This window comes from Herbiconiux gentiana (assembly GCF_024978135.1).
Taxonomy (GTDB): domain Bacteria; phylum Actinomycetota; class Actinomycetes; order Actinomycetales; family Microbacteriaceae; genus Herbiconiux; species Herbiconiux gentiana.
Genome location: NZ_JANTEZ010000001.1, coordinates 113,953 through 136,178, shown reverse-complemented (window position 1 = coordinate 136,178; position 22,226 = coordinate 113,953). Strand labels below are relative to the sequence as shown.

At 70.0% G+C, this 22,226-nt stretch carries 15 protein-coding genes and 1 tRNA gene; 7 read left to right on the top strand and 9 right to left on the bottom strand.

All coding sequences use genetic code 11. The annotated features are described in order from the left end of the window. The first annotated feature begins 32 nt into the window (after window positions 1–32). Window positions 33–3,488 (top strand): error-prone DNA polymerase, encoded by a 3,456-nt coding sequence (locus NVV95_RS00605; protein ID WP_259484602.1) that lies wholly within the window; start codon window positions 33–35, stop codon window positions 3,486–3,488. Between the two features lie 146 nt (window positions 3,489–3,634). Here the strand turns inward: NVV95_RS00605 and polA are convergent, their stop codons facing one another. Further along, window positions 3,635–6,337 (bottom strand): DNA polymerase I, encoded by a 2,703-nt coding sequence (gene polA / locus NVV95_RS00600; protein WP_259484601.1) that lies wholly within the window; start codon window positions 6,335–6,337, stop codon window positions 3,635–3,637. A 135-nt stretch (window positions 6,338–6,472) separates the two neighbouring features. Here polA and NVV95_RS00595 point away from each other — a divergent pair, with 135 nt between their 5' ends. Next, a complete protein-coding gene (locus NVV95_RS00595) occupies window positions 6,473–6,889 on the top strand; it encodes a PaaI family thioesterase (RefSeq protein ID WP_259485189.1) in 417 nt (138 codons plus the stop codon). 40 nt (window positions 6,890–6,929) lie between these two features. Here NVV95_RS00595 and NVV95_RS00590 read toward each other — a convergent pair whose 3' ends face one another. Further along, window positions 6,930–7,535, bottom strand: coding sequence for an ANTAR domain-containing response regulator (locus NVV95_RS00590; RefSeq protein WP_092552903.1), 606 nt, complete (start codon window positions 7,533–7,535; stop codon window positions 6,930–6,932). Window positions 7,536–7,574: 39 nt separating this feature from the next. On the opposite strand from NVV95_RS00590, the gene NVV95_RS00585 reads away from it, so the two are divergent. From NVV95_RS00585 to NVV95_RS00565, 5 genes are all read left to right on the top strand, one after another. Further along, window positions 7,575–7,657 (top strand) — tRNA-Leu (locus NVV95_RS00585). 120 nt (window positions 7,658–7,777) lie between these two features. Further along, window positions 7,778–8,452: a YoaK family protein gene (locus tag NVV95_RS00580; protein ID WP_259484600.1), complete on the top strand. Its 675-nt coding sequence runs from the start codon at window positions 7,778–7,780 to the stop codon at window positions 8,450–8,452. Between the two features lie 15 nt (window positions 8,453–8,467). Beyond that, complete coding sequence (locus NVV95_RS00575) at window positions 8,468–8,833, top strand: hypothetical protein (protein WP_259484599.1); 366 nt, start codon at window positions 8,468–8,470, stop codon at window positions 8,831–8,833. Window positions 8,834–9,021: 188 nt separating this feature from the next. Next, window positions 9,022–10,236: a cupin domain-containing protein gene (locus NVV95_RS00570; protein WP_259484598.1), complete on the top strand. Its 1,215-nt coding sequence runs from the start codon at window positions 9,022–9,024 to the stop codon at window positions 10,234–10,236. A gap of 8 nt (window positions 10,237–10,244) precedes the next feature. Continuing rightward, window positions 10,245–10,508: a hypothetical protein gene (locus NVV95_RS00565; RefSeq protein ID WP_259484597.1), complete on the top strand. Its 264-nt coding sequence runs from the start codon at window positions 10,245–10,247 to the stop codon at window positions 10,506–10,508. Here NVV95_RS00565 and NVV95_RS00560 read toward each other — a convergent pair. The 7 genes from NVV95_RS00560 to trpC form a co-directional block, all read right to left on the bottom strand. Beyond that, window positions 10,505–11,323: a hypothetical protein gene (locus tag NVV95_RS00560; RefSeq protein ID WP_259484596.1), complete on the bottom strand. Its 819-nt coding sequence runs from the start codon at window positions 11,321–11,323 to the stop codon at window positions 10,505–10,507. The two genes, NVV95_RS00565 and NVV95_RS00560, sit on opposite strands and share 4 nt — an antisense overlap. Before the next feature lie 240 nt (window positions 11,324–11,563). Then, window positions 11,564–13,009: a pyruvate kinase gene (pyk, locus tag NVV95_RS00555; RefSeq protein WP_259484595.1), complete on the bottom strand. Its 1,446-nt coding sequence runs from the start codon at window positions 13,007–13,009 to the stop codon at window positions 11,564–11,566. Between the two features lie 97 nt (window positions 13,010–13,106). Next, window positions 13,107–14,564: a glutamate synthase subunit beta gene (locus NVV95_RS00550; protein ID WP_259484594.1), complete on the bottom strand. Its 1,458-nt coding sequence runs from the start codon at window positions 14,562–14,564 to the stop codon at window positions 13,107–13,109. Beyond that, on the bottom strand, window positions 14,557–19,155 hold the full coding sequence (gene gltB / locus NVV95_RS00545; protein WP_375163769.1) for a glutamate synthase large subunit: 4,599 nt from the start codon (window positions 19,153–19,155) through the stop codon (window positions 14,557–14,559). The genes NVV95_RS00550 and gltB overlap by 8 nt, the downstream gene beginning before the upstream one ends. Window positions 19,156–19,432: 277 nt before the next feature. Continuing rightward, complete coding sequence (gene trpA, locus NVV95_RS00540) at window positions 19,433–20,230, bottom strand: tryptophan synthase subunit alpha (RefSeq protein ID WP_259484593.1); 798 nt, start codon at window positions 20,228–20,230, stop codon at window positions 19,433–19,435. Continuing rightward, a complete protein-coding gene (gene trpB, locus NVV95_RS00535) occupies window positions 20,227–21,456 on the bottom strand; it encodes a tryptophan synthase subunit beta (RefSeq protein WP_259484592.1) in 1,230 nt (409 codons plus the stop codon). The genes trpA and trpB overlap by 4 nt, the downstream gene beginning before the upstream one ends. Beyond that, window positions 21,453–22,226: an indole-3-glycerol phosphate synthase TrpC gene (trpC, locus tag NVV95_RS00530; RefSeq protein WP_259484591.1), complete on the bottom strand. Its 774-nt coding sequence runs from the start codon at window positions 22,224–22,226 to the stop codon at window positions 21,453–21,455. Before trpC ends, trpB begins: the two co-directional genes overlap by 4 nt.

The window sequence follows — 22,226 nt, the reverse complement described above, 5'->3', positions numbered from 1 at the left end:
TCCACCCACCACGCGCGACCGAAGGAGAGCTGATGGGCTTCAACAACCCCGCGATCCCCTGGTCGGAACTCGAGCGCACCCTGTCCGACCGCACGAGACCGGGCCCACCCCCGGGCGACGGCGTGACCGAGTCGGCCAAGCGAGCGCCCTACGATCCCGAGGCCGCCGAGAACCTTCAGCCGGAGACGCCCACAGAACCCGCCGAACCGGTGGTTCCCTATGCCGAACTGCACGCGCACTCCAACTTCAGCTTCCTCGACGGCGCGTCCTCGCCCGAGATGCTGATCGAGGAGGCCGCCCGCCTGCGCCTGAACGCCCTCGCCCTCTCCGACCACGACGGCTTCTACGGCATCGTGCGCTTCGCCGAGGCCGCCGAGAAGCATGGCATGGCCACGATCTTCGGTGCCGAGCTCTCGCTCGACCTCAGTAAGCCGCAGAACGGTGTCGCCGACCCCGAGGGCTCCCACCTGCTCGTGCTCGCCCGCAAGAAGGAGGGCTACCACCGCCTGGCCGGCGCCATCACCTCCGCCCAGCTCGCCCCGAGCGCCGAGAAGGGTCGCCCGCTCTACGATCTCGACGACCTCGCCGCCCAGGCCCAGGGCGACTGGATGGTGCTCACCGGCTGCCGCAAGGGTCCGGTGCGCCAGGCGCTCGAGTTCGAGGGGGTCGACGGAGCCGCCCGGGAGGTCGACCGGCTCGTCGCCCTCTTCGGCCGCGAGAACGTGCTGGTCGAGCTCACCGACCGGGGCGACCCGCTCGACAGCACCCGCAACGACGCCCTGGCCGGCATCGCCCAGCAGCGGCGCCTCGGTACGGTCGCCACCGGCAACGTGCACTACGCCACCACCAAGCAGCACCGGCTCTCGCAGGCGCTGGCCGCGGTACGCGCCCGCCGCAGTCTCGACGAGCTCGACGGCTGGCTGCCCGCTGCCCCGACGGCGCACCTGCGCTCCGGCGCGGAGATGGCGCGGCGTTTCGCCCGCTACCCCGGCGCCGTCGAGCGCACCGTCGAGGTGGCGGCCGACCTCTCCTTCCAGCTCCGCATGGCGAAGCCCCGGCTCCCCCGGCAGAAGGTGCCCGAGGGCCATACCCCCATGTCGTGGCTGCGTCAGCTCGTGCTCGATGCGATCCCGCGCAAGTACCCGCGGGCGAGCGCCGACGACCTGGCGCGCATCGACCGCGAGCTCGACGTGATCGAGATGAAGGACTTCCCGGGCTACTTCCTGATCGTCTACGACATCGTGCGCGAGGCCCGCAGCCGCGGCATCCTCTGCCAGGGCCGGGGTTCGGCCGCGAACTCGGCCGTCTGCTACCTGCTCGACATCACCGCGGTCGACGCGATCGCCCGCGAGCTGCCCTTCGAGCGCTTCCTGTCGAGCATGCGCGACGAGGAGCCCGACATCGACGTCGACTTCGACTCCGAGCGTCGCGAGGAGGTCATCCAGTACGTCTACGAGAAGTACGGCCGCCGCAACGCCGCCCAGGTGGCGAACGTCATCCAGTACCGCCCGAAGTTCGCGGTGCGCGACATGGCCAAGGCCCTCGGCCACAGCCCGGGCCAGCAGGACGCCTGGTCGAAACAGATCGAGCGCTGGGGCCCGGCGGTCGAGAGCGACGACCACGACATCCCCGACGAGGTGATCGCCCTCGCCACCGAGGTGCTGAAGTTCCCGCGCCATCTCGGCATCCACTCCGGCGGCATGGTGCTCACCGACCGACCCGTCGGCGAGGTCTGCCCGATCGAGAACGGTCGCATGGCCGACCGCACGGTGCTGCAGTGGGACAAAGACGACTGCGCCTGGATGGGCCTCGTGAAGTTCGACCTGCTCGGCCTCGGCATGCTCTCCGCGCTGCAGTCCTGCTTCGACCTCGTGCACGAGTCGACCGGCCGGCGCTGGACCCTCGACACCCTCCCCAAGGAGGAGGAGGCCGTCTACGACATGCTCTGCCGCGCCGACTCCATCGGCGTCTTCCAGGTGGAGAGCCGGGCGCAGATGGGCACGCTCCCCCGCCTGCAGCCCCGCGCCTTCTACGATCTCGTGGTCGAGATCGCGCTGATCCGTCCCGGTCCGATCCAGGGTGGTGCCGTACATCCGTACATCAGGCGCAAACTCGGGCAGGAGCCGGTGACCTACCTGCACCCGAAGCTGAAGCCGGTGCTGGAGCGCACCCTCGGCGTGCCGCTGTTCCAGGAGCAGCTGATGCAGATGGCGATGGCCGTCGGCGACTGCTCGGCCGAGGACGCCGATTTGCTCCGCCGGGCGATGGGCTCCAAACGCGGGCTCGAGAAGATCTCGAGCCTGCGCGAGAAGCTCTACGAAGGCATGGCGAACAACGGCATCAACGCCGCCGATTCCGACATCATCTACACGAAGATCGAGGCGTTCGCGAACTTCGGCTTCGCCGAGAGCCACTCCACGAGCTTCGCCCTGCTGGTCTACGCCAGCTCCTGGATCAAACTGCACTACCCCGCCGCCTTCCTCGCCGGTCTGCTCCGGGCGCAGCCGATGGGCTTCTACTCACCCCAGACTCTGACGGCGGATGCTCGGCGGCACGGTGTCGAGGTGCGACGCCCTGACATCCAGTGCTCGGGCGTGCAGGCCGGCCTCGAGCCCCTCCGTCTCTCCGCCGCCCACTCCGGCCCTGTCGCCACGCACGACTCCGGGCACAGCATCGTTGCCGAGACGGGGCTCGACGCGTGCCTGCACGAGCCGCCCCCGGTGCCGAAGGTGTTCGACCGCTCGAAGCCCGATCGCACGCTCGAGCACCGGCGCGACGGCGACGTCGCGGTGCGGCTGGGGCTCGATGAGGTGACCTCGATCGGCACCGCGCTGGCCGAGAAGATCGTGGCCGAGCGCGACGAGAACGGGCTCTACCTGAGCATGGCCGATCTGGCTCGGCGGGTGGGGCTCACGACCCCGCAGCTCGAGGCGCTCGCGACCGCCGGCGCGTTCGAGAGTCTGGGGCTGACGAAGCGGGAGGCGCTGTGGGAGGCGGGTAACGCCGCGCAGGAGAAGGCGGAGTACCTGCCGGGCACCTTCGTGTCGGTGCAGCCTCCGCTGCTGCCGATGCTCTCGGCCGAGGAGCAGGTGGTCTACGACCTGTGGGCGACGGGGATCTCGCCCGATGACCATCCGCTGGCGCACGCGCGAGCCGAGCTGCGGCGGCGCGGGGCGCTGTCGGTGGGTGACCTCGCGACGGCCGAGAACGGGCGGCGCATCGAGGTGGGCGGCGTGGTGACGCACCGGCAGCGTCCGGCGACGGCGAGCGGCATCACGTTCATGAACATCGAGGACGAGACGGGGATCCTGAACGTGATCTGCGGGGTCGGCGTGTGGAAGCGCTACCGCCGCATCGCGCGGGACTCACCGGCGCTCGTGGTGCGCGGCATCCTCGAGCGCACCGACGAGGGCATCACCAACCTCGTGGCCGACCAGCTCGAGCCCCTCTCCCTCGCGGCCAAGACCTCGTCCCGCGACTTCCGCTGACCCCCGACCCGCCCCATCTCGACCCGACGCCCGGCGACTGGTCACTTTCGGCGCCAAAGCGTCGAGCTTGGCGCCGAAAGTGACCACTCGCCAAGAAGGTCGCGCCCCCGCGCCCCCGCGGGGCCCGCCCGCGGGGCCCGCACGCGCTAGTGTGCCGCCTCGTTCCAGTTCTCGCCGCGGCCGATCTGCACCTCGAGGGGCACCGAGAGGTCGGCGGCCGACGACATGCGGGCCGTGACGAGCGCCGACAGCGCGTCCCACTCGCCCGGGGCGACATCGAAGACGAGTTCGTCGTGCACCTGGAGGAGCAGCTTGGAGGCGAGACCCTGGGCGGCGAGGTCGGCCGCGATGTCGATCATCGCGATCTTGATGATGTCGGCGGCGGTGCCCTGGATGGGGGCGTTCAGGGCGGCGCGCTCGTCGTTGTCGCGGAGCACGCGGTTGGCGCTGGTGAGGTTCGCGAAGGGGCGGCGGCGGCCGAAGATTGTCTCGGTGTAGCCGTCGACCTTGGCCTGCACGACGACGTTGCGGAGGTAGTCGCGCACGCCGCCGAAGCGCTCGAAGTAGTCGCTCATGAGCTGCTTCGCCTCGGCGGTCTCGATGCGCAGCTGCTTCGACAGGCCGAAGGCCGAGAGGCCGTAGGCCAGGCCGTACGACATGGCCTTGACCTTCGAGCGCATGTTCGGCGTGACGTCGGCCGGGTCGACCGAGAAGATGCGCGAGCCGACGAAGCGGTGCAGGTCTTCGCCCGAGTGGAACGCGTCGATCAGGCCCTGGTCGCCGGAGAGGTGCGCCATGATGCGCATCTCGATCTGCGAGTAGTCGGCGGTGAGCAGGCACTCGTAGCCCTCGCCGACGCGGAAGGCATGCCGGATGCGCCGGCCCTCCTCCGTGCGCACCGGGATGTTCTGCAGGTTGGGGTCGGTGGACGAGATGCGGCCGGTCGACGAGCCGGTCTGAACGTAGGTGGTGTGCACCCGGCCGTCGGTCGCGATGGCCTTGTCGACGCCCTCGATGATCTGCCGGAGCTTCGTGGCGTCGCGGTGCGCGAGCAGGAGCCCCAGGAACGGGTGCGGGTTGGAGGCCTGCAGATCGGCGAGAGCTCCCGCATCCGTCGAATAGCCCGTCTTGGTGGCACGCGTCTTCGGCATGTCGAGCTGGTCGAAGAGCACCTCCTGGATCTGCTTCGGCGAACCGAGGTTGACCTCGCGCCCGATGATGCCGAAGGCCTCGGTGGCGATCTCGGTGGCCGAGCTGCCCAGCTCGTCGGAGAGCGCGACGAGCTCGGGGTGGCTCACCGTGACGCCGGTGAGCTCCATCTCGGCCAGCACCATGAGGGTCGGCAGCTCGATCTCGGTGAGCACGCGCAGGGTGCGCTCGTCGAGCTGGGCGGTGAGGGCGCGGGCGACGCGCAGGGCGTACCAGGCCTCGCCGGCCGGCCCGACGACGGTGTCGTCTTCGGGCACCAGCTGGTTCGGGTCGGACTTCGGCAGGATCTCGAGCAGGTGGCGGTCGACGAGCTTCTCGAGCGAGCGGTCGGCGCTGGAGTCGGGCTTCAGCAGCCAGGCCGCGATCACCGGATCGAACGCGAGGCCCGAGACGGCGAGCCCGGCCGTGCGGAGCGCCTTGATCTGGCGCTTCGCGTCGAAGAAGGTCTTGGGGGCGTCGCTCGCGAGCCACGCCTCGAAGGGCGCGTAGTCGCGGCTGCCCTGAGTCCACGGCAGGAAGACCGTCTCGTGCAGCGTGGCGAGCCCGACCGCCACCGGGTAGCCGTCGATGGTCTCGACCTGCACCGAGACGGCCTTGGTGATGTCGGCCGCCGCCTCGGCCGCGGTGGCCGTGTGGCGGGCGAGCCAGCCCGCGAGCTCCTCGTCGAGCAGGGTGACCGGCACCGGCGCGTTCTCGGCCTTCGCCGCGGCCTCGGCGGCGGCAGCCTGACCGACCTCGGAGTCACCCGAGATGCCCTCGAGCTTCAGCACCCGGTCGAGCAGGGTGCGGAACTCCAGTCGCGCGAACACGTCGCGCACCTGCTGCTCGTCGGCTGGAGCCCGCAGCAGGTCGGAGGGGCCGACCGGCAGGTCGACGTCGGTGAGCAGACGGTTGAGCTTGCGGTTGCGCACCACGTTGTCGACGTGCTCGCGCAGGTTGTTGCCGACCACGCCCGGGATCTCGTCGCGGTGCTCGAGGATGGCGTCGAGCGTGCCGAACTGGTTCAACCACTTCACCGCCGTCTTCTCGCCCACCTTGGGCACACCGGGGAGGTTGTCGCTCGTCTCGCCGACGAGGGCCGCGATGTCGGGGTACTGCTCGGGGCGGATGCCGTAGCGCTCCTGCACCTTCGCCTCGTCGTAGCGGGTGAGGTCGGACACGCCCTGACGGGACGGGTAGAGCAGCGTCACCTTGTCGTTGACGAGCTGGATCGCATCCCGGTCACCGGAGACGACGTAGACCTTGAAGCCCTCGTCGACACCTTGGCGGGCCAGCGTGGCGAGGATGTCGTCGGCTTCGAAGTCTTCTTTCTCGATGGTGGTGATGCCGAGCGCGTGCAGGCACTCCTGCAGCAGCGGCACCTGCCCGATGAACTCCGACGGCGTCTCGCCGCGGGTGCCCTTGTAGTCGGGGTACTCGCGGGTGCGGAACGAGTGCCGCGAGATGTCGAAGGCCACGGCGAGGTGGGTGGGGTTCTCGGCCTTCAGCAGGTTGATGAGCATCGCGAGGAAGCCGTGGATGGCGTTCGTGTGCTGCCCGTTGCGGGTCTGGAAACTGTCGACCGGAAGGGCGTAGAACGCCCGGAACGCGAGCGAATGACCGTCGATGACGAGGAGGGTAGGCTGTTCTTTGTCCGGCACACGGCCAGCCTACACAGGGCCTCCGACAGTCATTCGAGACAGGATTCCACACCGATGACGCAGCCAGAATCCCTCGAGGAACCACGCCCCGACACGGCCCCCGCGAGCACCGCCGAGGCCCTCCCGATCGACGTGATGTCGGTGTTCGGCTACCGCGGCATCGGCACGCTGGCCGAGAAGATGGGCATCGAGTTCCTCGAGCTCAGTGCCGAGCGGTCGGTGGCGCGGATGCCCGTCGAGGGCAACACGCAACCGCTCGGTCTCGTGCACGGCGGGGCCTACGTCGTCTTGGCCGAGAGCCTCGGATCGACCGCCGCGAACCTGCACGCGGGCCCCACCAAGGTGGCCATGGGCATCGAGATCAACGCCAGCCACTCCGGTTCGGCGACCGAGGGCTGGGTGATCGGCACCTGCACGGCCATCCACCTCGGCAGGAGCCTCGCGACGCATCAGATCGAGATCGACGACGAGAAGGGCCGCCGCCTCTCGACGGTGCGCATCACGAACATCATCAAGGAGCGACGGCCCCAGCAGGTCTTCGAGCAGAAGTAGCCGAAGACCGGCGTACTAGCCGACGAGAAGGGTGAGAGCCCTACTTCTTCGGCGACAGCTGCTCGATGATGGCCTGCGCCACGTCGTGCATGGTGAGCCGGCGGTCCATCGACGCCTTCTGGATCCACCGGAAGGCCTCGGGCTCGGTGAGCCCCATCTTCTCGTTCAGCAGGCCCTTGGCCCGGTCGACGAGCTTGCGGGTCTCGAAGCGCTCGACGAGGTCGGCGACCTCGGACTCGAGCGTGATGATCTGGGCGTAGCGCGAGAGGGCGATCTCGATCGCGGGCAGCAGGTCGTTGGGCGTGAAGGGCTTCACGACGTAGGCCAGGGCGCCGGCCTCGGTGGCCCGCTCGACGAGCTCCTTCTGGCTGAACGCGGTGAGCAGAACGACGGGCGCGATGTGGTCTTTCGAGAGGCGCTCGGCCGCCGAGATGCCATCGAGCTGGGGCATCTTCACGTCCATGATGACCAGGTCGGGACGCAGCTCGGTGGCCAGGGCCACCGCGGTCTCACCGTCGCCGGCCTCGCCCACGACGTCGAACCCGTTGTCACGCAGGATCTCGACGATGTCGAGGCGGATCAGGGACTCGTCTTCGGCCACCACTACGCGGCGGGGCACTGCTGTCGTCGGCTCTTGGTCAGTCACGTTTCAACCCTACGGTATTCTTGAGCTCGCTCGTAGCAGGCCGGTGTGGCGGAATGGCAGACGCTGCGCACTCAAAATGCGCTGTCCGAAAGGGCGTGTGGGTTCGAGTCCCACCACCGGTACGGCGCTCGAGCGGGCGTCCTCGAGATCCGCGATCTGTCGCATCCCGAGTCGACAGTCGTCCGTACCGCGTCGGCCCCCACCCGTCCTACTGTGTCCCCACCGGAGTCGGAGGGATCGGGATGACGACAGCACCCAGTGCACGGCTGCACCTCGCGCTCGTCATGCTGTCGTTCGCAGCGGGGGCGGCGGATGCGTTCGCCTTCCTGGCCCTCAGCGGCACCTTCACCGCGAACATGACGGGCAACCTCGTGCTCGCCGCGATGTTCACCCGCCCGGGCTGGCTGCGGACGGCCCTCTGCGCGCTGGTCGCCGTCGCCTCGTTCGCCGTCGTGCTCTACCTGGGCTTCCGGCACAGCCGCGGCCAGGTGCTCGCCGGCGACCACCGACGGCTGGTGCGGCGCCTGCTCGTGCCGTCCTCGGCCGCGCAGGGTGTGGTCGTCGTGGTCTGGCTGGCGACCGGGGCGGCTCCCGACGTGGCGGTGCAGTGCGCGGTGATCGCCCTGTCGGCGGGCGCCCTCGCGCTGCAGACCGTGGCCGCGAAGCGTCTGAGCGACATCGACGGCATCACCACGACCTACGTCACCGGCTCGCTCACCACCACCATGCAGGACCTCGCCGAACGTCACGACGCCGGCCAGCTCTTCCGGCTGCTGTCGATCGCCGCGGTCCCGGCGGGAGCGGTCGTCGCCACCGCGGTCCTGCACCTGGCGCTGGGTGCCGGCCCCCTGGTCGCGTTCGTCGTCGCGACGGCAGCAGCCCTCGTCGCCCTGCCGCGCATCCGCCGCACCACCTGAGAGGAGAGGGCACAGATGAATGCGGACCCGGTGACCTCGATCGTGCACTCCATCAGCGCGCTGGAGCTCGAGCTGCTCGCGCGGGACGCCCTCCAGCTGATCCACTTCCCCGACGCCACGAGGTTCGAGGCTCTTTTCGTGACGGATGCGCGGCTGCGCTGCATCTCCGGGGCCGCGTTCGACGGCCGCGCGGCGGTGGCCCGGGTGCTTCGGCGCGGATCGGTGTTCCGGCGTCGCTCCGTGGATCTCCGGCGGGTGGTCGTGCTCGAACCGTTCGTGCTGCTGCACAGCGGAGGCGACGAGCCGGATCAGGGCGCGCCGTTCGCGGCGCTGGAGGTGCGCGACGGCCTGATCGGCTCGTGGGTCGAGGACCGGGCCTAGCCGACACCGACAGCCGACATCGGCACCGACATCGACATCGGCACCGGCACCGACATCGGCATCGACAACCAACAGCCGGCACGCTTTCGACAACTGCCGCAACAGGATGAGTCACGAGTCCCTTCAGCTCGCCCGGTGCCGGTGATGGCATGGGGAGGATCAGACCGTTCGAGACAGGGAGAACCGACATGGCAGACGACACGGCATCGGCGCCGCACCACGAGACCCCGAGCCTGGGAGACCCCGACCTTCCCCAGGAGGGCGAGTCGAACGTGGTCGACGACCCGGCGAGCCTGGTGATGACGGGCCCGCAGAACACGGCGCTCGAGAGTCAGTTCCCGAATCAGATGGATGCTCCGGGCACCGACATCAGCACCCAGGCCTTCTTCTGGAGCAGCTTCAACATCTCGCCCCGCCGGGTGCAGCGCGGCGGCTGGGCGCGCGAGGTCACCCAGCAGGACTTCGCGATCTCGGACGAGATCTCGGGGGTCAACATGTACCTCGAAGCCGGCGGCATCCGCGAGCTGCACTGGCACCAGACGGCGGAGTGGGCGATCATGACCCGCGGACGCTGCCGGGTCACCACGCTCAGCCGGGAGGGCCTGCCGAGCGTCGAGGACGTCGAGGAGGGCGACCTCTGGTACTTCCCGGCCGGCCTCCCGCACTCCCTGCAGGGGCTCGGACCGGACGGGGCGGAGTTCGTGCTCGCCTTCGACGACGGAGCTCAGTCGGAGAGCAACACGCTGCTGATCACCGACTGGTTCGCGCACACACCCCCCGAGGTGCTCGCGAAGAACTTCGGCGTGGCCCAGGAGGTGTTCAAGGACATCCCGTTGCACAACCTGTGGATCTTCCCCGGCGACGTGCCGGGCGAGCTCGAGAAGGACCAGGCGGCCGCGGGCGTCACCTGGGGCGCGACCGAACCCGTGATCTACCGGCTCGGCCGCTCGGAGCCCGTGCACAGCAACAGCGGCGGGAGCATCCGGATCGCGGACAGCACCAACTTCCCCGCCGCCACCACCGTGGCCGCCGCCCTCGTGACCCTGGAACCGGGCGCGATGCGCGAGCTGCACTGGCACCCCAACGCCGACGAATGGCAGTACTACCTGCGCGGCCAGGGGCGGATGACCGTGTTCAACACCGGCCCGCACGCCAACACCACCGACTTCAAGGCGGGCGACGTGGGGGTGGTGCGCCGCAACTTCGGCCACTACGTCGAGAACACGGGCGACGAGCAGCTCGTCTTCCTCGAGACGTTCAAGAGCGACCACTACGAGGAGGTGTCGCTGGCGAACTGGCTGAGCCACCTGCCGCCGGCCCTCGTGGCGGCGCACCTGAACATCCCCGAGGACGTGATCGCCACGTTCCCGCGGGGTGCCCAGGGCATCACGCCGAAGCGTTAGAGGCCGGGATGCGACACGAGCTGCTGGTCGAGGCCGACGCGATCGTCGGCGCCCTGTCCCCCGCCCGTCGCGAGGCCGTGCGCGAGCTCGTCATCAACGTGACGCGCCGCGGTGTGCTGGACGACCGGGCCCGGTCCTTCCTCGACCGGGCGTCGGGCACCACGCTGCTCGGCGAGGTGCTGGCCCAGGCGCTGATCGAGACGGTCGGGCGATCCGCGGCCCTCGAAGGGCCCGCGACGGTCGGGCGGCCGGCGATAGAAGGGCTCGCCTAGCCCGCGGGGATCGGCGTCGGCGTCGCGGTGGGGGTCGGCACGGCCTTCGCCGCCACGGCGTCGGCCTCGGAGAAGATCGCCACCGGCACGTACTGGTGCACGACCTGCGTCATGTAGGTGTTCGCGAGGGGCGCCGTCTCGTACGAGACCTGGAACGCGAAGTCGAGCATCATGCCGAGCGTGTCGTCGGCGACGACGCCGATCTGCTGCGACTCCAGCTGGAAGCCGCCCTTCGGCGAGGTGATCAGCAGCCCGAGCCCCTGCTCCGAGCGCAGCGCCTCGGGGTCGAGGGTGATCTTCAGCGGGTCGTTGTTGAGGGTGTACGCGGTCTCGACGGCGCCCGAGACGGTGGTGGTCTTGGCCGTCACCGTGATGTTCGACATGTAGACGCGACGCTTCTGGTCGAAGGGGGCCTCGGCCGGCACCTTGTTGTCGTAGACGCCGATCACGAACGAGAACCGCTTGTCGGCCATGGGCGTCCAGTCGTGCGTCTTCTGCTCGGTCCAGACGTCGAGCTTCAGCTGCAGCTGGTCGGCGATGTCGACCGTGGGGTGCACCGAGCCCATGTCGGTGAAGACCGAGGCGAACTGCAGCGCGCCGTCGGTGGTGCTGGCTCCGAGGTCGGCGGTCGTCGAATCCTTGGCCCCGGTGGCGCCCGCTCCCGCTCCGGCGGCTCCGGCCGAACCGGCGGCGCCGGGCGCGGTCGGCTGCACGCCGAAGAAGGGCATGATCGTGGAGCAGCCCGAGAGGGCGACGACGGTCGCGAGGGCCGCGGCGATGCCCGCGGTGCGGAGGACGAGGGTCTGACGAGGCATGAGGTGATCTTTCGGTCGCGGTGTCGCACGGTCGACGGATGCCCGGCCGAACCGCTCGGGAGAGCGGAGGTGCGGGGACTGCCACGGGTGCAAGGGTGCAGCCCCCGCACGAGTGCTGCAGGGCATCCGAAATCTATCGCCCCGCCTGCACCCGGAAACAGCGAACGGCCAGGAATCGATCGAACACTGATCGAATCCTGGCCGAATCCTGAGGTATGACCTCGGGTGCCGTGTCGCGTGCTAGTTGTCGAACTTCTCGGGCACCAGCGGGTTGTGCGCCGAGCCGATGACGTGCACGCGCATGTCATTGGTGGTGCCGGCCACTCCGGGAGGGGACCCGGAGATGACGATGACCTTGTCGCCGATCTGCGCGCGGCCGAGGCCGAGCAGCACGTCGTCGACCTGGCCCATCAGCTCGTCGGTGTGCGTCACGCGGTCGACGAGGTACGACTGCACGCCCCAGCTCAGCGCCATGCGGTCCCGGATGCCCGGCTCCGGCGTGAAGCCGAGGATGGGGATGCTCGACCGCAGCCGCGTCATGCGCCGCACCGAGTCGCCCGACTCGGTGAACACGCAGAGGAACTTCGCGCCCACGAAGTCGCCGACCTCGGCGGCGGCGAGGGTGACCGCGCCGCCCTGGGTGCGGGGCTTCGTGCCGAGCGCGGGGATGCGCTCGAGGCCGTGGTCTTCCGTGGACTCGATGATGCGCGCCATCGTCTGCACGGTGATGACGGGGAACTCGCCGACGCTGGTCTCGCCCGAGAGCATGACCGCGTCGGTGCCGTCGAGCACCGCGTTGGCGCAGTCGGAGGCTTCGGCGCGGGTGGGGCGCGGGGAGGAGATCATCGACTCGAGCACCTGGGTGGCGACGATGACGGGCTTCGCCATGCGGCGGGACAGCTCGACGGCGCGCTTCTGCACGATCGGCACGGCCTCGAGCGGCAGCTCGACACCGAGGTCACCGCGGGCGACCATGATGCCGTCGAAGGCGTCGATGATCTCCTCGAGGTTGTCGACGGCCTGCGGCTTCTCGATCTTGGCGATGACGGGGACGCGGCGGCCCTCCTCCTCCATGATGCGGTGCACCTCGACCACGTCGGCGGCGTCGCGCACGAAGGACAGCGCGATGTAGTCGGCGCCGAGCTTCAGGCCCCAGCGCAGGTCGGCGATGTCCTTCTCGCTCATGGCGGGAACGTTCACCGCGACACCGGGCAGGTTGATGCCCTTGTTGTTCGACACGGCGCCCGGGACCTCGACGACCGTGGTGACCACGGTGCCGTCGGTCTCCAGCACGCGGAGCGTGACCTTGCCGTCGTCGATCAGCAGCGGGTCGCCCGGCTTGACGTCCTGGGGCAGACCCTTGAAGGTCGTGGAGGAGATCTCGCGGTTGCCGATGATGTCCTCGACGGTGATCTTGAAGATGTCACCCTCGGCGAGGTCGTACGGGCCGTTCTCGAACTTGCCCAGACGGATCTTCGGACCCTGCAGGTCGACGAGCACCGCGACGGCGCGGCCGGAGTCGGCTGCGGCCTGGCGCACGTTCTTGTAGACGGATTCGTGCACGTCGTAGCTGCCGTGGCTGAGGTTCATGCGGGCCATGTCGACGCCCGCGTCGATGATGGCCCTGATGGTTTCGTAGGTCGACGTCGCCGGCCCGAGGGTGGCGACGATCTTGGCGCGTCTCATCTGTGTCAACTGCTCCGTGTTCTGCGCCGGGAGGCGCATGTGGTGGTGGTGGAGGTGGAGGTCGTGGGGAACCTGGAGGAAGTCCCGGTGGAGGCTATCAGACCGCGATGGCGCGGTCGGTCGGCTTGACGGGGAAGGGCAGCTCGGTGTCGCCCTCCAGGTAGCGGTCGACGGCGGAGGCGGCGGCGCGCCCCTCGGCGATCGCCCAGACGATCAGCGACTGGCCGCGGCCGGCGTCGCCGGCGACGAACACACCCGGGTGGGTGCTCTGGTAGTCGCCCGCTCGCTCGATATTGCCGCGGCCGTCGAAGCGCGTGCCGAGCTGGCCGTCGAGGTGCTCGTTCTCGGCTCCGGTGAAGCCCAGGGCGAGCAGCACCAGGTCGGCCGGGATCTCGTGCTCGGTGCCCGCCTTGGGCACGCGGCGGCCGTCGACGAACTCGGTCTCGGCGACGCGGATGGCGCGCACCTCGCCCGAGTCGTTCGCGAGGAACTCGACGGTGGAGGCCAGGAAGCGGCGCTCCCCGCCCTCCTCGTGGGCGCTCGCGACCTCGAACAGCTGCGGCGACATCGGCCAGGGCTGGTTCTCGGGACGCTCGGCCGGCGGCTGCTTGCCGATGGCGAGGTTCGTCACCGACAGAGCGCCCTGACGGTGCGCGGTGCCGATGCAGTCGGCTCCGGTGTCTCCACCGCCCAGCACGACCACGTGCTTGCCCTCGGCGTCGATCTGGCCGAGGATGTCGTCGCCCGCGCCGACCTTGTTCTGCTGGACGAGGTACTCCATGGCGAAGTGCACGCCGTCGAGGTCACGGCCCGGGACGGGAAGGTCGCGCGGCACGGTGGCGCCGGTGCAGACGATCACGGCGTCGTAACGCGCACGGAGGTCGGCCCAGGACAGGTCTTTGCCGATCTCGATGCCGGCGCGGAAGCGGGTGCCCTCGGCCATCATCTGGGTCAATCGCGCCTCGAGGTGCTTCTTCTCCATCTTGAAGTCGGGGATGCCGTACCGCAGCAGCCCGCCGATGCGGTCGTCGCGCTCGTAGACCGCGACGGTGTGGCCGGCGCGGGTGAGCTGCTGGGCGGCGGCGAGTCCCGCGGGGCCGGAGCCGACGACGGCGACCGTCTTGCCCGTCAGCCGCTCGGGCGGGTGCGGCTGCACCCAGCCGTTCGCGAAGGCCTGATCGATGATCGACACCTCGACCTGCTTGATCGTGACCGGCGGCTGGTTGATGCCGAGCACGCACGCCGACTCGCACGGGGCCGGGCAGAGCCGGCCCGTGAACTCGGGGAAGTTGTTCGTGGCGTGCAGGCGCTCGATGGCCGCACGGCCTTCGTCGCGCCAGGTGAGGTCGTTCCACTCCGGGATCAGGTTGCCGAGCGGGCAGCCGTGGTGGCAGAACGGGATGCCGCAGTCCATGCAGCGACCCGCCTGGCGGCGCGTGGTCGCGGCGTCGCCCTGCTCGTAGACCTCTTTCCAGTCCATCAGCCGCACCGAGACCGGGCGGCGCTTGGGGAGCTCGCGCTCCGGCGTCTTCAGGAAGCCCTTGGGATCAGCCACCTGTCACCTCCAAAATCCGGCCCCAGACGACGTCTCCGTCGGGGTCAAGTCCTTCTTCGACCGCCGTCTGCCGGGTGGCGAGCACGGCGGCGTAGTCACGGGGAAGCACCTTCACGAACTTCGCGACGGTGCCGTCGAAGTCGGCCAGAAGGCGTGCGGCGAGCGGAGACCCGGTCTCGGCTTCGTGGCGCTCGAGCAGGTCGCGCACGATCTCGATGTCGGCGCCGCCGAGCGGCAGCAGCTGCAGCTCACCGGAGGACAGCGAGTCGGCGTTCACCCGCTCGGGGTTCAGCTCGTAGACGTACGCGGTTCCGCCCGACATGCCGGCGCCGAGGTTGCGCCCGGTGGAGCCGAGGATCACCGCGAGCCCGCCGGTCATGTACTCCAGTGCGTGGTCGCCCACGCCCTCGACGACCGCGGTCGCGCCCGAGTTGCGCACCAGGAACCGCTCGCCCACGATGCCGCGCAGGAACATGCTGCCCTGGGTGGCGCCGTAGCCGATCACGTTGCCCGCGATCACGTTGCGCTCGGCGGGGAACACCGACCTGCGGTCGGGGCGCAGGATGATCTGCCCGCCCGAGAGACCCTTGCCGACGTAGTCGTTCGAGTCGCCCTCGAGCCGCAGCGTGATGCCCGAAGGCAGGAACGCTCCCAGCGACTGACCGGCCGAGCCGAGCAGCGTGATCTGGATCGTGCCGTCGGGCAGACCCTGCTCGCCGTGCCGCTTCGTGACCTCATGGCCGAGCATGGTGCCGACGGCGCGCTCGGTGTTGCGGATGGGGAGGGTGATCGCGATCGGCTCGCCGTGCTCGAGCGCCGCGGCGGCCTCGTGGATGAGGCGGTTGTCGAAGTGCTTCTCGAGCTCGTGCTCCTGCTTCCGGTGGTTGCTGCGGGGCTCGTCGGGCGCGAAGGCCGGGCCGACCAGCACGGGGCTGAGGTCGAGGCCGTCGGTCTTCCAGTGCTCGATCGCCGCGTTGACGTCGAGCAGCTCGTGGTGGCCCACGGCCTCCTCGAGCGAGCGGAAGCCGAGCTCGGCGAGGTACTCCCGCACCTCCTGGGCGAGGAACTCGAAGAAGTTCACGACGAACTCGGGCTTGCCCGAGAAGCGGGCCCTGAGCTCGGGGTTCTGCGTCGCCACACCCACCGGGCAGGTGTCGAGGTGGCAGACCCGCATCAGGATGCAGCCCTCGACCACCAGGGGCGCGGTCGCGAAACCGAATTCCTCGGCCCCGAGCAGCGCGCCCACGATCACGTCGCGGCCGGTCTTCATCTGGCCGTCGACCTGCACCACCACGCGGTCGCGCATTCCGTTCAGCATCAGCGTCTGCTGGGTCTCGGCGAGGCCGATCTCCCACGGGGTGCCGGCGTGCTTCAGCGAGTTCAGCGGGCTCGCACCCGTTCCGCCGTCGTGGCCCGAGACGAGCACCACGTCGGCCAGGGCCTTCGTGACGCCGGCCGCGACCGCGCCGATGCCGTTCTGCGAGACGAGCTTGACGTGCACGCGGGCCTCGGGGTTGGCGCGCTTGACATCGAAGATCAGCTGCTTGAGGTCTTCGATCGAATAGATGTCGTGGTGCGGCGGCGGCGAGATGAGGCCGACGCCCGCGGTGGCGTGCCGAGTGCGCGCGACCCAGGGGTAGACCTTGGTCGGGGGCAGCTGGCCGCCCTCACCGGGCTTCGCGCCCTGCGCCATCTTGATCTGGATGTCGGTGGCGTGCGTGAGGTACATGCTCGTCACACCGAACCGGCCCGAGGCCACCTGCTTGATGGCGCTGCGGCGCTCGGGGTCGAGCAGCCGGTCGACGTCCTCTCCGCCCTCGCCGGTGTTCGACTTGCCGCCGAGGCGGTTCATGGCGATCGCGAGCGTCTCGTGCGCCTCCTGGGAGATGGAGCCGTAGCTCATCGCCCCGGTGGAGAAGCGCTTGACGATCGACTCGACCGATTCGACCTCGTCGATCGGCACCGACGGCCGCGCATCCGTTCGCAGTTTGAACAGGCCGCGGAGCGTCATGAGGTTCTCGGCCTGGTCGTCGACGAGCTTGGTGTACTCGCGGAAGATGTCGTACCGGCGCGCGCGCGTGGCGTGCTGCAGGCGGAACACCGTGTCGGGGTTGAACAGGTGGGGCGGGCCCTCGCGGCGCCACTGGTACTCGCCGCCGACGGCCAGGGGCTCGTGCGCCACGATGGCCACGTCCTCCGGGTAGGCCTGGCGGTGGCGCGCCGCGCTCTCGGCCGCGATGACGTCGATGCCGACGCCGCCGAGCTTCGTGGCGGTGCCGGTGAAGTACTCTGCGACGAACTCGGGAGCGAGCCCGACGGCCTCGAAGGTCTGGGCGCCCGCGTACGACGACACGGTGGAGATGCCCATCTTCGACATGATCTTGAGCACACCCTTGCCGAGCGCCTTGATCACGTTCTTGACGGCCTTCTCGGGGGTGATGCCCGTGAGGCTGCCGGAGCGCACCAGGTTCTCGCAGGTCTCCATGGCGAGGTAGGGGTTCACGGCCGAGGCGCCGAAGCCGATCAGCAGCGCGACGTGGTGCACCTCGCGCACGTCGCCGGCCTCGACGATCAGGCCGACCTTCATACGGGTCTGCTTGCGGATGAGGTGGTGGTGCACGCCGGCGAGCATGAGCAGCGACGGCACGGGCGCGAAGTCCTTGTTCGAGTCGCGGTCGCTCAGCACGAGGAACTGCGCGCCGTTCTCGATGGCCTCGTCGGCCTCGGCGCACATCGCCGCGATGCGGTTCTGCATGGCCTTCGGGCCCTCGTCGACGCGGAACAGGCCGTGCAGCGTCGTCGTCAGACGGCTGCCCGACGACGGGTCGATGTGCTGGATCTTCGCGAGCTCGTCGTTGTCGAGCACCGGGAAGTCGAGCACGACCTGGCGGGTGTGCTCCGGCGTGGCGTCGAGCAGGTTGCGCTCGGGGCCGAGACCGAGGCGGAGGCTCGTGACGACCTCTTCGCGGATGGAGTCGAGCGGCGGGTTCGTGACCTGCGCGAACTGCTGCGTGAAGTAGTCGAAGAGCAGGCGCGGGCGGTCGCTGAGCACCGCGATGGGGGTGTCGGAGCCCATCGCACCGAGGGGCTCGGCCGCGTTCTTCGCCATCGGGGCGAGCAGGATGCGCACCTCCTCCTGCGTGTAGCCGAAGATGCGCTGGCGACGCGTGACGGAGGCGGGCGTGTGCACGATGTGCTCCCGCTCCGGCAGGTCGCGGAGGTTGATACGGCCCTCGTCGAGCCACTCGCCGTAGGGCTCGGCGGTGGCGAGTCCCGACTTGATCTCGTCGTCCTCGATGATGCGGCCGGCGGCCGTGTCGACGAGGAACATCTTGCCGGGGCGCAGGCGCCCCTTGCGCACCACGCGCGAGGGGTCGACGTCGGGGAAGACGCCGATCTCGCTGGCGAGCACGACGAGCCCGTCGTCGGTGATGAGGTACCGGCCGGGGCGCAGCCCGTTGCGGTCGAGCGTGGCGCCCGCGAGCGTGCCGTCGGTGAAGATGAGAGCGGCCGGGCCGTCCCACGGCTCCATGAGCATGGAATGGTACTCGTAGAAGGCGCGGCGGGCGTCTTCGAAGTCGGCCTGGTTCTCCCATGCCTCGGGCACCATCATCATGATCGCGTGCGGCAGCGAGCGGCCGGCGAGGGTGAGCAGCTCCACGACCTCGTCGAACGATCCGGAGTCGGACAGGCCCGGCGTGACGATCGGGTAGAGCGGCGACAGGTCGCCGAGCAGCTCGGACTCGAGCTGGGACTGCCGGGCGCGCATCCAGTTGCGGTTGCCCTGCACCGTGTTGATCTCGCCGTTGTGCGCCATCATGCGCAGCGGCTGCGCGAGCGGCCACGACGGGAAGGTGTTGGTGGAGTACCGCGAGTGCACGAGGGCGAGCTTCGAGGCGAAGCGCTCGTCGGAGAGGTCGGGGTAGAACGGCTCGAGCTGGAGCGTGGTCACCATGCCCTTGTAGGTGATGGTGCGGCTGGACAGCGACATGAAGTAGACCTCGTGCTGCAGCTCGATGCGCTTGCGCAGCCGGAAGGTCTGCCGGTCGAGCGCGATGCCCGAGAGGGTCGCCCCCGACTCGGTGGTGCGGGTCGACTGCAGGTAGAGCTGCCAGATCGAGGGCATGGCCTCGCGGGCGAGCCGGCCGAGCTCGTCGGGCCGCACGGGCACCTCGCGCCAGCCGAGCACCGCGAGGTCCTCCTCGGCGGCGAGCTCGCGGATGCGGTCCATGATCTCCTGGCGCTCGCGGGCGTGCAGGGGCAGGAAGGCGTTGCCGACCGCGTAGCGGCCGACGGGGGGCAGCTCGACGGGGGCGACGGCGCGCAGGAACTCGTCGGGGATCTGGGTCAGGATGCCCGCGCCGTCGCCGGTGCCGGCGTCGGAGCCCACGGCACCGCGGTGCTCGAGGTTGCGGAGCGCGTCGAGCGCCGTGTCGATGATGTCGTGACCCGGCGTGCCGCGGAGCGTGGCGACCATCGCGAGGCCGCACGCGTCTTTCTCGTCGGCGGGGTCGTACAGACCCTGGGCCATCGGGAGCGCGCTGAAGGGCACCGCGTGGGAGCGGGACTGGGATGCGGGCTGATCGGCCATAGAGAACCGTCCTCTACGTCATTCTTAGGGAACTGGGACGCCTATGGCCCATGGATATCAGGGATTCCTCGTCGCGTTCAAGCCTGCGAGGTGTCGGCCTCCCGCGCCTGGTGCTGTGGTGGTTGCGCGGGTCGGCTTCGCTCCGATTTCACTTGTGGCGCTCGGGTCGACTGCCTCGATCTCGGGGAGCCCGGAGGCTTCCTCGCCCCTCGGCCCGTGTCCCGATCACGTGTCGGCTCGATTCTAACCCAGGCTGGGGTGAAGACCGGTCATCGGCTCAGCGGCGGGTGCCCTCGGCCAGTTCGGCCGCGAGCCGAGCGACCGCCGGCACTCCCCCGTCGGACAGCGCCTTGACGAGGGCCGAGCCGACGATGGCGCCGTCGGCGTAGCTCAGGATCTCGGCGATCTGGTCGGCCGTCGAGACACCGATGCCGACCGCGAGGCTGTCGGCGCCCTGCTCGCGGAGACGTGCCACCAGGGCGCGGGCCGCGGTGCCGAGGTCGGCGCGGGCGCCCGTGATGCCCATGGTCGAGACCGTGTAGACGAAGCCGCGGCTGGAGTCGACGGCGAGGCGCAGGCGCTCGTCGGTCGAGGTCGGTGCGGCGAGGAAGACGCGATCGAGACCGGTGCGGTCGCTCGTCGCGAGCCAGTCGGCACCCGAGTCGACGGTGAGGTCGGGGGTGATCAGCCCGGCGCCGCCCGCCGAGACGAGGTCGTCGGCGAAACGGTCGACGCCGTACTGCAGCACCGGGTTCCAGTAGGTCATGACGAGCACCGGGGCGTCGACACGCGAGCGGATGCGCTCCACGGCGGTGAAGGCGTCGCGGAGGCGAACCCCTGCCTCGAGGGCGGCGACGGTGGCGGCCTGGATGACCGGGCCGTCCATCACCGGGTCGGAGTAGGGCAGCCCGAGCTCGAGCACGTCGACCCCGTTCTCGACCAGGGCGACGGCCGCGTCGACGCTCGCGTCGAGGCTGGGGAAGCCGACCGGCAGGTAGCCGACGAGGGCCCCCGCCCGCTCGGCCTTGGCCGCCGCGATCGTCGAGGCGACCGGGCTCACGGTGGTGTCGCTCATACCCGCGCGTTCCCGTTCTCGTCGAGCACGTCGAAGTAGCGGCCCGCGGTCTCGACGTCCTTATCGCCGCGCCCGGAGAGCGAGACGAGGATGGTGGCGTCGGGGCCGAGCTCACGGCCGAGCTCGATCGTGCCCGCCAGGGCGTGGGCCGACTCGATGGCGGGGATGATGCCCTCGGTCGTGCAGAGCAGCCGGAAGGCCTCCATGGCTGCCGTGTCGGTGACCGGGAGGTAGTTCGCCCGCCCGATCGACGACAGCCAGGCGTGCTCGGGGCCGACGCCCGGATAGTCGAGCCCGGCCGAGATCGAATGCGAGTCGAGCGTCTGGCCGTCCTCGTCCTGCAGCATGTAGCTGCGCGAGCCGTGCAGCACGCCGGGGCGGCCCTTGGTGATCGTCGCGGCGTGGCGCAGGGTGTCGACGCCGTCGCCGGCGGCCTCGTAACCGTAGAGGCCCACCGAGGTGTCGTCGAGGAAGGCGTGGAAGATGCCGATGGCGTTCGAGCCGCCGCCGACGCAGGCCGTGACCGCGTCGGGCAGCGCGCCGGTGAGGTCGAGCATCTGCTGACGCGCCTCCTCGCCGATGACCTTGACGAAGTCGCGCACCATCGCCGGGAACGGGTGCGGGCCGGCGACCGTGCCGAGCAGGTAGTGCGTCGACTCGACGTTCGCGACCCAGTCGCGGAACGCCTCGTTCAGCGCATCTTTCAGGGTGCGGGTTCCGCTCTTCACCGGGATGACCTCGGCGCCGAGCAGGCGCATGCGGGCGACGTTGAGCGCCTGGCGCTCGGTGTCGACCTCGCCCATGTAGACGACGCACTCCATGCCGAACAGGGCGGCGGCGGTCGCGGTGGCGACACCGTGCTGACCGGCACCGGTCTCGGCGATCAGGCGGTGCTTGCCGATGCGCTTGGCGAGCAGGGCCTGGCCGAGCACGTTGTTGATCTTGTGCGAGCCCGTGTGGTTGAGGTCTTCGCGCTTCAGGATGATGCGCGCGCCGCCGGCGTGTTTCGCGAACCGCGGCACCTCGGTGAGGATCGACGGCCGGCCCGTGTAGCTGCGGCCGAGCTCGGCGAGCTCGCGGTGGAACTCGGGGTCGAGCTTGGCGAGCTGGTAGGCCTCGTCGAGCTCGTCGAGCGCCGCGATCAGCGACTCGGGCATGAATCGGCCGCCGAACTCCCCGAAGAAGGGGCCGGTCTCGGCGCGGAGGGAGGTGCGTGTGTCGGTCATACGGAGAGGAACTCCTTCAGTGTCGCCACAGGATCGGGCCCCGTGACGAGGGCTTCGCCGACCAGCACCACGTCGGCGCCGGCCGAGCGGTAGTGGGCGACGTCGGCGACACCGAGCACGGCGGATTCGGCCACCGTGATCGTGCCGGCAGGGATGCGCTCGACGAGGCGGCCGAACAGGTCGCGGTCGAGCTCGAAGGTGGTGAGGTCACGGGCGTTCACGCCGACCAGGCGGGCGCCCAGGTCGACGGCCCGCGAGACCTCGACGGCGTCGTGCGTCTCGACCAGCGGGGTCATGCCGAGCTCGAGCACGAAGTCGTGCAGGTGCTGCAGGGCGGGCTGGTCGAGGGCGGCCACGATGAGCAGCACGAGGTCGGCTCCGGCGGCGCGCGCCTCGAGCACCTGGTACTCGGTCGCGATGAAGTCCTTGCGGAGCACCGGTACGTCGACGCGGGCACGCACGGCCTCGAGGTCGGCGAGCGACCCCTTGAACTTGCGGCCCTCGGTGAGCACGCTGATGGCGCTCGCCCCGCCCTCGGCGTAGGACGCCGCGAGGAGCGCGGGGTCGGGGATCGACGCCAGGGCACCGCGCGAGGGGCTCGCGCGCTTGACCTCGGCGATCACCTTGACCCGCTCGGCCGGCTTCAGGAAGGCGAGTGCGTCGAGCGCCGCCGTCCGGGCCGTGGCCGCCGCTTCCACCTCGGCGAGGCTCCGCGTGCGGCGGCGCTCCTCGGCGTCCTCGAGCGCTCCGGCTACGAGATCGGCGAGCAC